The 8,740-nt window shown below is 54.6% G+C and carries 15 protein-coding genes and 1 tRNA gene; 12 read left to right on the top strand and 4 right to left on the bottom strand.

The window, feature by feature from the left end:
• Positions 1-20: 20 nt before the first annotated feature.
• Together LAD35_RS15200 and LAD35_RS15205 are read right to left on the bottom strand one after the other, a co-directional pair.
• Positions 21-296, bottom strand: a complete 276-nt coding sequence (locus LAD35_RS15200; protein WP_224149842.1) for a hypothetical protein — start codon at positions 294-296, stop codon at positions 21-23.
• An 11-nt stretch (positions 297-307) separates the two neighbouring features.
• Positions 308-688 (bottom strand): helix-turn-helix transcriptional regulator, encoded by a 381-nt coding sequence (locus LAD35_RS15205; protein ID WP_224149843.1) that lies wholly within the window; start codon positions 686-688, stop codon positions 308-310.
• A 600-nt stretch (positions 689-1,288) separates the two neighbouring features.
• Between LAD35_RS15205 and LAD35_RS22320 the strand changes: the two genes are divergently transcribed.
• From LAD35_RS22320 to LAD35_RS15225, 4 genes are all read left to right on the top strand, one after another.
• Positions 1,289-1,564: an excalibur calcium-binding domain-containing protein gene (locus LAD35_RS22320; RefSeq protein WP_263434676.1), complete on the top strand. Its 276-nt coding sequence runs from the start codon at positions 1,289-1,291 to the stop codon at positions 1,562-1,564.
• Between the two features lie 182 nt (positions 1,565-1,746).
• Positions 1,747-2,019 carry a DNA-directed RNA polymerase subunit alpha C-terminal domain-containing protein gene (locus LAD35_RS22445; protein ID WP_224149844.1) on the top strand — a complete coding sequence of 91 codons (273 nt, stop codon included), beginning with the start codon at positions 1,747-1,749 and terminating at the stop codon, positions 2,017-2,019.
• Between the two features lie 262 nt (positions 2,020-2,281).
• A complete protein-coding gene (locus tag LAD35_RS15220) occupies positions 2,282-2,461 on the top strand; it encodes a hypothetical protein (RefSeq protein ID WP_224149845.1) in 180 nt (59 codons plus the stop codon).
• Between the two features lie 65 nt (positions 2,462-2,526).
• Entirely contained in the window at positions 2,527-3,126 is a 600-nt protein-coding gene (locus LAD35_RS15225; RefSeq protein ID WP_224149846.1) for a hypothetical protein, read from the top strand.
• Positions 3,127-3,175: 49 nt separating this feature from the next.
• Here LAD35_RS15225 and LAD35_RS15230 read toward each other — a convergent pair whose 3' ends face one another.
• Positions 3,176-3,814 carry a toxin-antitoxin system HicB family antitoxin gene (locus LAD35_RS15230; protein WP_224149847.1) on the bottom strand — a complete coding sequence of 213 codons (639 nt, stop codon included), beginning with the start codon at positions 3,812-3,814 and terminating at the stop codon, positions 3,176-3,178.
• 107 nt (positions 3,815-3,921) lie between these two features.
• On the opposite strand from LAD35_RS15230, the gene LAD35_RS15235 reads away from it, so the two are divergent.
• From LAD35_RS15235 to LAD35_RS15270, 8 genes are read left to right on the top strand one after another with little or no spacing between them, the layout of a single operon-like run.
• Positions 3,922-4,077, top strand: coding sequence for a toxin-antitoxin system HicB family antitoxin (locus LAD35_RS15235; RefSeq protein WP_224149848.1), 156 nt, complete (start codon positions 3,922-3,924; stop codon positions 4,075-4,077).
• Positions 4,074-4,418, top strand: coding sequence for a hypothetical protein (locus LAD35_RS15240; protein ID WP_224149849.1), 345 nt, complete (start codon positions 4,074-4,076; stop codon positions 4,416-4,418). The genes LAD35_RS15235 and LAD35_RS15240 overlap by 4 nt, the downstream gene beginning before the upstream one ends.
• On the top strand, positions 4,415-5,257 hold the full coding sequence (locus LAD35_RS15245; protein ID WP_224149850.1) for a KilA-N domain-containing protein: 843 nt from the start codon (positions 4,415-4,417) through the stop codon (positions 5,255-5,257). The genes LAD35_RS15240 and LAD35_RS15245 overlap by 4 nt, the downstream gene beginning before the upstream one ends.
• Before the next feature lie 29 nt (positions 5,258-5,286).
• Positions 5,287-6,078: a hypothetical protein gene (locus tag LAD35_RS15250; RefSeq protein ID WP_224149851.1), complete on the top strand. Its 792-nt coding sequence runs from the start codon at positions 5,287-5,289 to the stop codon at positions 6,076-6,078.
• Between the two features lie 2 nt (positions 6,079-6,080).
• Complete coding sequence (locus tag LAD35_RS15255) at positions 6,081-6,893, top strand: hypothetical protein (protein ID WP_224149852.1); 813 nt, start codon at positions 6,081-6,083, stop codon at positions 6,891-6,893.
• On the top strand, positions 6,890-7,135 hold the full coding sequence (locus LAD35_RS15260; RefSeq protein ID WP_224149853.1) for a hypothetical protein: 246 nt from the start codon (positions 6,890-6,892) through the stop codon (positions 7,133-7,135). Before LAD35_RS15255 ends, LAD35_RS15260 begins: the two co-directional genes overlap by 4 nt.
• A complete protein-coding gene (locus LAD35_RS15265) occupies positions 7,116-7,340 on the top strand; it encodes an excisionase (protein ID WP_224149854.1) in 225 nt (74 codons plus the stop codon). Before LAD35_RS15260 ends, LAD35_RS15265 begins: the two co-directional genes overlap by 20 nt.
• Positions 7,310-8,512 (top strand): tyrosine-type recombinase/integrase, encoded by a 1,203-nt coding sequence (locus LAD35_RS15270; protein ID WP_224149855.1) that lies wholly within the window; start codon positions 7,310-7,312, stop codon positions 8,510-8,512. The genes LAD35_RS15265 and LAD35_RS15270 overlap by 31 nt, the downstream gene beginning before the upstream one ends.
• 76 nt (positions 8,513-8,588) lie before the next feature.
• Here LAD35_RS15270 and LAD35_RS15275 read toward each other — a convergent pair.
• Positions 8,589-8,665: transfer RNA gene (locus LAD35_RS15275), tRNA-Val, on the bottom strand.
• Between the last annotated feature and the right edge of the window lie 75 nt (positions 8,666-8,740).

The raw sequence follows: 8,740 nt of genomic DNA on the forward strand, positions 1-8,740 counted from the left end.
CTTGAGAGCGGCTAAATAATTTAGGCGGCTGCCCTATTCGATTGGATTGGCCTACCCTCTTCCAGCTCGAAGTCAGAAATCAAGCCGCCTTCACCCACTGCACCCAGGACAGGGATCATGTACGAGCTCCTGTAGTGCACTAGGCCACCCAGCGTGATTGCCTGGGCTTGCTGTTCTGGAGTCAAGCGTTCATAGACTGTTGCCAACCAGGCTGCATAGTAGGCGCCAACGTCACGGGGCCTTGGGATTGGCAGCTCCGGCGAGCTGATCAGCTTCAAGATTTCGTCCTTGGTCATTTCCACTCCTTCTAGATTTTTGCGGTAGCGAATCGTCCGCCGCCAAGATAGTTGTCCAAGCGAACCGGCTGAAAGGGCTCGCCAAACAAGAGCTTGTGCGCACAAACGCAGTACATCGCAGCCAGTTGACCTAGCTGCAGGGCTGACGGGCAACTTGCACCCGTCTCCCACGCGGACACCGATTGCCGCGTCACACCCAGAGTCTCAGCAACAAATTCTTGAGACGCTTCCGCCTCCTTCCTTGCTGCTTTGAGCCTGCTTCCAAGTAGCTGTTTTTGTTCTTTCGTCATCTCAAAAGTACTGTATGTCCTTACAGTGTTGCACAGTATTTTGAACAGTGCAACTGCAAATTGACACTGCGCAAAACAGGTTTGCGCAAGCCAGATTTGCATCTTCGTGAAGCCTTTGCCCTGCCTCAAACCACGCTACAAGAAAAACTTTTTTGAAGAAAATATTAGTCTGACTGTTAACATTAAATATCAGTCGGACTAATATTCATCCATCGCAGCAACAAACGCGATCCAGCAACTCCGAGGCGATTGGTAAGCGCAGGGGAAGCAAAGCCGGTGAATCACCGCTGGCGGCTGGAGGGCAGGCCCGACACACAGGGATGACCTTGCAGAGGTTGCACCAGGCGATGAGTGCCAGTGATCGCGCCAGCACCCTCAAGGTCTTTAAAAGTCTGCCCTGCCGATGTTGCTTGCCCTACCTGTGGGGCATTCGTCCGGCTCAATGCATCTGCGGGCATGGCCGCAGCTCTGTGCGGTGCCCAGCCGTAACCCTGCAAGGTTGAATCTGGTGAGGGGAAGACGCCCGAGAACAGAAATGGTCACGCTGGTTGGAATCCCGGCGCGCCTGCCCGGAGCGGATCCGGGCGGGAAACCCAAGCCTTGTGACAGAGGGCTTAGGTTTACCCCGAACAGTTGCGCTAGGATGAAGTAAGCAAAAATTAAATCACCAAGGGGATAGATGTGCTCAAGTTTGTGATCTTCATGTTGATCTTGCTCACCGCATGGAACATCTACACCCACTATCCAGAGCAACAGTCCCCTGATGCTCCAAACTCCTTGCTCTCCGAAATTCAAGCGGACTCACTTGCTTCGCCGAATCCAAATTTTCAGTGTGATGGGAGAACCCAATGCTCTCAAATGACATCTTGTCAGGAAGCAACTTTCTTTCTGGAAAACTGTCCCAGTACCAAGATGGATGGCGATGGCGATGGAGTGCCGTGCGAGCGACAACTGTGTGCTGTATCAAAGCGGCCCTAGTCCAAGATCTACCTTCTAAATCCCCTGGCAGCAGCTCTACCCGAGCGGGAAGCCCAAGCCTTGTGACAGATGGCTTAGGTTTTCGATTCCAGGCTTGCCCTAAGGTGCCCCCTATTGCGGGAGTTAATGAACTGCGAAATACTTGTTACAAGTATTGATCAACCAGCCTTGATAGCCATCCCATGACAGAAGTTTCCGACCTTAAAAAGTTATCAACTCGCACTGTGAACGCACTGGCGCAGAATGGCATTCATTCGGTTGACGAGATCATGGCGAACTATCCCATAAGACTTTTGCGCCTAACAGGATTTGGAATACATGCTCTTCGAGAGGTGGAGGCTGCATTCTTTCCAGGATTCAAGTACGAACCACGTTCCCGCAAAACAAAGAGGCGGTCTAGCGTGGAACTGCTTATTTACAAGCAATCCACTCTACCGCCTCGCTCAAAAAAGTAGCTCGGCATTCACAACGTTTTCGCCGGTCCAAGCGTGTCCTTCTCCGCGCTTGGCTTGCCCTCACGGGACCGGCACCATTCATCCACCAGCCCGCGGCACCAGCGGGCTTTTTCTTTTCTAGGAGCCCATCATGGCTGATCCCACCCCTACCCCACCCAAGCGCTGCGGAAGCTGCGGCGCACCCGTAGAACGCGAACCAGAACCAGGCGAAGGCCTGCCCTGCGGTCATTGATCAACCCAATGATACGAACGGAGGCCAAACATGGCAAAGCAACTCTCCTTCTTCCTCTGCCTGTACCGCATGCGAAGGCATTCCGCTGGCCCCATTGAAGCGGCCAAATGGGCGTTTGAACTCTGCCACCGCAACCGGCAGACCAACAAGCAGCGCGCCCGTCTAGATCGCCGCGAAGAAGTTGAGCGCGCTGCGCGCCAGCGCCTGTGAAAGAAAACGAATTAAGTAAAACGTTTTCATTGTTCCCCTGCTCCTCATTTTCAGAAACTGCACCCATGACACTCGAAATCACAGGCGCCGAGACCGGCGACCAACTCATCAAATTGCTAGTTAAGGTTCGCCACAATGTCCGCCTGCTCGATAAGACGCGGACGAGCTGGCGCCAGACTCAGGCGATTTGGCAAGACGCACTCAAGAATGCTGGGGATGATTCAGAACTGAAGGATCGCATAACCCAGGGCATCGCCAGGTGCAAAGAAGCGGTCATGGAACTCCGATTTGATGAGATCGAAATTGGAAATTTCACCATGACGCTGTGCCGTCACCTGGACGAGAAGGCAGATCGTGAAAGCGTGCTGGATGCTTTGAATGTTGGCCGCGCCGCACGGAACTCTGACGAGATCAAGAAGTACGGCAAGACAACCGCAGACCTGATCTACGTGCTGCAGCTTGAGAATTCTTCAGACAGACGCGGCGAAGACTGGTACATCCCACCTCTCGCAATGTGCTGCCATCTGGCCTTCATGAACAAGATGAAGACGAACCCAGAGTTCGACCGGGCCGCGCACGACGTGATGAACGAGGTCTTCAATGGCTACTGGGGCGAATATCAAGAGCGGCCCTTGCTGGAGCGGCTTACTGGGGCGGCAGTTTGAAGGGGGTAGCATTTGGCGATCCCATCCACTAGAAAGTTCTAGTGTTTGATCAGGGCTGACGGTTATTTGGCGAGCGCTTCTTCATACCTTCCACTTTGGCTTCTTTTTGATCCAAATACGTACTCAAATGCCACCCAGCTTTGCAGAGCAGGTCGATTGCATCTTTAACCGCCGCAGCAGCAACAGGATGCTCTCTACCTGTTAGGAAGTGCTGAACTGCTTGCGCAACTGTGCGGTACTCACTCTGTTCTAGTAATTCAGCGATTAGCGCCACCACCTGCCGTCCTGCGCCCAAGTCTTCAGCAGTCAGCTTCCCCCCTTCAAACGCAGACTCAATGACCGCGTAATAAGCGTTGAAAAGGGTAGCGAGCTCGTGATATCGCATTCGATACAGCTCGGCCTCCTTCCGCAGCTGGCTTGATTCATCGAGGAATGTATTCCATTGATCTGTGTCCGTTTTCTTCCGCCTGCTTAACTCATGTTGTGTGTTTTCCAGCACCTGATTGAGCACCTGCATCTGCCTATGAAGTTCACCCATTTGCTGCCGCAGATTTGCCGACTCCTCGAGCGATCCAATGATTTCAGCGTTAAGACTCTTAGAGGTTGCCTTGGCTTGCTCGGACAGCCGTTGATGCAAGCTCTTCGGGATGCGCAATGTGATTCGGGTGTAGAGGTCGTCATCTTCCATGGTCTCAATTTTCCACCAAAACAGTGTCACTGGCTATTGACACCATAACAGTGTCACATTCATAATCCAAACGCGACACCATAACAGTGTCACATGAAAGGTTTGCTATGAGCAGCAACCAAGATCAAGTCACCTTCACCCTGAGAGTGCCAGCCGCGTTGCAGGAGGCCGCCAAGACACATGCAAAGCAAGAGCACATCAGCCTGAATAGCCTGATCGTCCGTCTACTTGAGCGCGAAGTCGCACAGAAAGGAAAGCAATGAGTCTCGCCACTCTCGCCGAAGTTGGCATCAAGGCCCTGCGATTGCAGGAGGCAATCGACAAGAAGCGCACCGCACGTCGCGCACTGGATGCAGCCTATACCGCCTACAAGCAACGTCGCCACGGTGGCGGTGGCGGTATTCGCTACGACAGGGACAGTGATGAGTATTCGCTAATGCTGCTCGCCACTGATCGTGAGCATTCAGCCCTCTGTACTGCCAAATACGATTTGGGTCTTGCCCAGCGCAGCTTGGAGCGTGCATGCAAGCGTGCACATAAGGAGTTGAAAGCCGGAGCCTCTGCAGAGGCTGCTGTGCGCCGAATTATGGAGAAAGCTGTATGAGCAATTCCGTCATAGTCCTCGAATACGACGGCACACCCGTGCGCTTCACGGACGAGGGCTGGTTCAACGCCACTCACGTTGCAGCCCAGTTCGACAAAGAGCCATTCGACTGGTTGCGCCAAACCGAAACCGTGAAGTACATGGTGGCGCTATGCAAGGCCATGGGCAATTCCGGTTTCGTACCGGAGTTCAACAAAATCAACGAATTAGCCGAAAAGGGGAAAGATGTTCGCCGACTATTGGTAGATCTCGGGAAGCGCACCGGTCTGGTGAAAACCAAGGCAGGAGCTCCCGAGAACGGCGGCGGTACTTGGATGCATCCAAAACTTGGCGTCCCCTACGCTCGCTGGCTCGACGTGAACTTCGCCGTGTGGTGCGATATGCAGATTGAGAACATCCTTCGCGGCGGCGCGACCTCTCCTGTAGCACTGCGGATGGAATACATCACTGGCTACCACGAACTTCATGACGTGATCCAGGTGAAGTCCGCGGCCTCTTCCAAGCCTTGGGCCTCACACATGAATGTGAATAAGGTCATCAACAAGACTCTTGATATTCAGCCGGGCCAACGTGACTCCTTGCCAGCTGGGAAACTTGCGCTTGCAACAGTAGCGCAGCAGATCGCTTGCGCTGCATTTGCAGTGGCCCACGATCATCACGACGGGTACGAAAACACGAAGGTGGCACTGGCAAGTCTTGGCAAGTTGCTGCCGAGTGAGGGTCCCATCGTGATCGAGCAAACCGCTCACCCGCCTACCCGGAAAAAGCGAAAGGCCAGCAGCGTCAACTGCCAGCCTTTGCCCGAAACCCGCACAGCGTCAACTGTGCAGACCTCTTAGCTCGAAACCCTTCTCACAAGGAACGAACCATGGAAGCGATTATCGCGCACCCCGCGAAGGGTGCCAAGCGGAGCCCTGCCCGCAAGACGGCTGTAAAGCCTGCGCCAGCAACAACCAGCCCCAAAAACGAAGCTGAAGTATTGCAGGAAGCCGCACTGCAAATCCTCATGTTCATGGGGTCAGAGATCGCAAATGCTGATCTTGATGGGCTTGGGAATGCCAAGGAGATTGCCATTGGCGTGGACGGAATTGTGTATTCCATCCTGAACCCAGATCCTGCCGACAGCCATTCCTTTGATGTGCTGGATGACCTTATCACCATACGTCATCAACTCAGCAACCTCTCTGCATGCCTTGAAGGAGCCACGGGCCTCCGGGTCGCTGCAGCAGTGTTTGCGGCTGGCCTGGTTCTGCAGGCCGACCAATACGCTGAGCGCTTGCATGCGGCAATATTCGGCCTGCCCGCCACGCTCGAAGACCTCCGCGCCTTGACTACCTTCGCCGGAGTCAGGCCATTCCGCGACCGCCCTACGCCGCCAATCCGGCGCATTCAGCCGGGAACTGGTGAGAAGACGCCAGCCCAGCTAATGCGGGTGCTGCAGTTCGCGGCGGAACAAGCCGGGAATGCAAACGACATTTTGATGATGCTCCAGGCCATTCCCAAGCTGAGCCATGAAGTTTATGTACTGATCAATTCGGCCCAGGCCATCACTCAATACGTCGGTGCAGCTGCGGATGATGCCCTGGGAGGCGACATTTCCGGAGACTTTGAGCACTGGACCTATGGACCAAATTTCGCTGACGCAGGTAAGGGAGTATGAGCATGGATGCCGTAATTGAAAAGCGCACCACCAAAGCCCGCGCCCACAAAGCTGCAACACCAGAGAAAGCGCCAGCACCGGCTGTATCCAAGGTGCAAACCTTGTTCGCACAAGCAGGCGACTTTCTGGTCAAGGCCAGCGGTACTGATGAAGATCACACATTCAGCGGTGAATCCGACCGGCTACTGAGCATTGGGGCCGGGATTGCCTTGGATGCCGCACAGGGGAAGCTGTCCAACTCGACCCCGGAAAACACAGCCTACGATGTAGCAGCTTGCATCAATGCTGCTCGGCTTGTGCCAGAAGATTCTGAGTCAGTAGATCGCACGATTTATATCGACAACGCCGCGAAGTGTTTGGAAGCCATCACTGGAACAGCGGTACATCGCATGATCTTCACCGATGTGCCTCGGCCAGTCAGGGGCTCAGCGCTGACTCTTGAACCTGCACCAGTTGCAGGTAAGCAGTTCACAGAGGAACAGCTTAAAGAGCTGTACTGGCAAGCCTACCTCTATGCAGACTGCGCGCGCAAAGTTCTATTTCACTATGCGAGTGATGCGGCGTCTGACGAGGTTTTTGCGTTTCGTGACCTTCTGGACAAGTACCTCAGTAGAGCAGAGGCAAGACTGGATGCAGATACGGTCGGAACACTGATTGATGGCGACCTCCCAGAAATCTCTGCGGACCTGTGCAAAGTATTGTCCCTACTCGATCCATACGCTACTGAAAAAGACGACGGGGTTCTCCATGGCGTGGTCTATCAGCTCAGGAGCGCCAAGCGGATCGCAGATGGCGATCTGGGGGTGCTGGAATGACTCAACAGCAAGCGAATCAAGGTGCTCCCGCAGAGAAAACGCAATTGTTGCCAAGTGCTATCAAACCAGCGTCTTCTGTACCTGCAGGAGCGATGCCGAGTGTAGATGACTTGCCGCTCAGTGTCGCAAGTGAATGCGAGGAGGCGAACATTGATTACAAACCACCCGCATCGGCGGCGCTGTTCTACGAGTGCAGGCCAGGATTGAAAAGGAATAGAGAGCATGGCAACCGCAAAGACTGAGCAGCCAGCAGTGAACGCGGCCAGGTTCGTCACTGTAGAGCTGGCCGCTACGATGACCGGCCTTTCTGCTGCGGCTATTCGCAAGCGCACCGAGCGCGGCGTGTGGCTCGAAGGGAAGGAATGGCGGCGCGGGCCTGATGGGCGCGTCTGGATAGACACAAAAGGAATTGAAGCATGGGTGCTCCAAAAATCGGGAATGGCGTAGAAATTCGGGAAAAGAGCATCCGGCTCTTTTTCGTGTGGAACGGGAAGCGATATAGGGAAACACTCACCATCGGCGGAATTGTGGCCCGCCCTACCTCCGCCAATTCCAAGCATGCACACCGGGTTGCCCAAGAGATTCGCCACCAGATCGCAATTGGCACCTTTGACTTGGCAGAGCACTTTCCAGACTCTCCAAGGGCCAAAAAGCTAGCAGGCACTTCCACTCGCACATTTGGCCAGTGGTGCGACCTCTGGCTTGAGACAAAGGGGCGACTTGCCAAAAACACCCTCTCTCAGTACCGCAATGCCTTGCTTGTCTGGAAATCCATGTATGGCGAAGACACGCCTATGGAAGACCTCACTCATGCTGTCGTCGCAGCCAAGGTAGGCAATACGCCATGGAAATCGGCCAAACTCCTGAATAACTACCTGATCTGCTTGCGCGGGGTCTTTGCGCTGGCAGGCCGCGAAATGAAGCTGGATGATCCCATGGAGGGCATCGAGAATAGTAAGCACCAACCTCCGACGCCCGACCCATTGACCCCTGACGAGATGGAACAGATTCTGGAGCGTATCCGCAGGAATTCGGATATTCGGGCCTGGGCCTATTTCGAGTTCGCATTTATGACCGGCATGCGGCCAGAGGAGATTATTGAGTTGCGCTGGAGCGATGTGGATTGGCGAAACAGAACGATCCGCGTGGAAAGAGCACGCACGGCAGGGGAAGCAAAGCCCCTCAAGACCTACAACGCCCGCGATGTAGACCTTGTGACACGGGCAATAGTTGCGCTTGAAACCATGAAGCCATGGACGATGCTCGGAGGGAGCAGCGAAGGGGATGCCGAGCTGGGGCGCAGGATCTTCGAGAACCCAGGCACAAATAAGCCTTGGCACGATGAGCGCAGCCAGCGCGACACCTATTGGCGCCCCGCGCTACGGGGTGCGGGCATACGCTGGCGCAGGCCATACCAAACCCGCCACACCTACGCCACGAACGCCTTGGGGGCAGGAGTAAACCCGGCCTATATCGCTAGGCAGATGGGGCACAAGAACGCGAAGATGCTTTTCACGGTCTACGCCAAGTGGATTGATGGAGCTGACCGGGGCCGGGAGTTGGCCAAGCTGGAGCAGGTGCTCGGAAATGAAAAAACCGCCCTAAGAAAGGCGGTTTGATCAAGTAAGAACCTTGGAGAAGTTCCCCAGCAGTTCCCTGGGTGTCTGAAGTCTGGTTTCCTTCAGAGGGAAAATTTGGTAGGCGCGATTGGACTCGAACCAACGACCCCCACCATGTCAAGGTGGTGCTCTAACCAGCTGAGCTACGCGCCTGTCGTTGAAGACTTGAATTATAGACCGAAAAATTCAGCGTTCTGGTAAACATGGCTACTTTTTCCAAAATCTGCG

The sequence above is a fragment of the Comamonas odontotermitis genome (genome assembly GCF_020080045.1).
GTDB lineage: Bacteria > Pseudomonadota > Gammaproteobacteria > Burkholderiales > Burkholderiaceae_C > Comamonas > Comamonas odontotermitis.

What these genes read in the sequence shown, in the direction of transcription:
- LAD35_RS15200 (WP_224149842.1), bottom strand. Translation starts at nt 296, where the DNA reads ATGACCAAGGACGAAATCTTGAAGCTGATCAGCTCGCCGGAGCTGCCA.
- LAD35_RS15205 (WP_224149843.1), bottom strand. Translation starts at nt 688, where the DNA reads ATGCAAATCTGGCTTGCGCAAACCTGTTTTGCGCAGTGTCAATTTGCA.
- LAD35_RS22320 (WP_263434676.1), top strand. Translation starts at nt 1,289, where the DNA reads ATGTTGATCTTGCTCACCGCATGGAACATCTACACCCACTATCCAGAG.
- LAD35_RS22445 (WP_224149844.1), top strand. Translation starts at nt 1,747, where the DNA reads ATGACAGAAGTTTCCGACCTTAAAAAGTTATCAACTCGCACTGTGAAC.
- LAD35_RS15220 (WP_224149845.1), top strand. Translation starts at nt 2,282, where the DNA reads ATGGCAAAGCAACTCTCCTTCTTCCTCTGCCTGTACCGCATGCGAAGG.
- LAD35_RS15225 (WP_224149846.1), top strand. Translation starts at nt 2,527, where the DNA reads ATGACACTCGAAATCACAGGCGCCGAGACCGGCGACCAACTCATCAAA.
- LAD35_RS15230 (WP_224149847.1), bottom strand. Translation starts at nt 3,814, where the DNA reads ATGGAAGATGACGACCTCTACACCCGAATCACATTGCGCATCCCGAAG.
- LAD35_RS15235 (WP_224149848.1), top strand. Translation starts at nt 3,922, where the DNA reads ATGAGCAGCAACCAAGATCAAGTCACCTTCACCCTGAGAGTGCCAGCC.
- LAD35_RS15240 (WP_224149849.1), top strand. Translation starts at nt 4,074, where the DNA reads ATGAGTCTCGCCACTCTCGCCGAAGTTGGCATCAAGGCCCTGCGATTG.
- LAD35_RS15245 (WP_224149850.1), top strand. Translation starts at nt 4,415, where the DNA reads ATGAGCAATTCCGTCATAGTCCTCGAATACGACGGCACACCCGTGCGC.
- LAD35_RS15250 (WP_224149851.1), top strand. Translation starts at nt 5,287, where the DNA reads ATGGAAGCGATTATCGCGCACCCCGCGAAGGGTGCCAAGCGGAGCCCT.
- LAD35_RS15255 (WP_224149852.1), top strand. Translation starts at nt 6,081, where the DNA reads ATGGATGCCGTAATTGAAAAGCGCACCACCAAAGCCCGCGCCCACAAA.
- LAD35_RS15260 (WP_224149853.1), top strand. Translation starts at nt 6,890, where the DNA reads ATGACTCAACAGCAAGCGAATCAAGGTGCTCCCGCAGAGAAAACGCAA.
- LAD35_RS15265 (WP_224149854.1), top strand. Translation starts at nt 7,116, where the DNA reads ATGGCAACCGCAAAGACTGAGCAGCCAGCAGTGAACGCGGCCAGGTTC.
- LAD35_RS15270 (WP_224149855.1), top strand. Translation starts at nt 7,310, where the DNA reads ATGGGTGCTCCAAAAATCGGGAATGGCGTAGAAATTCGGGAAAAGAGC.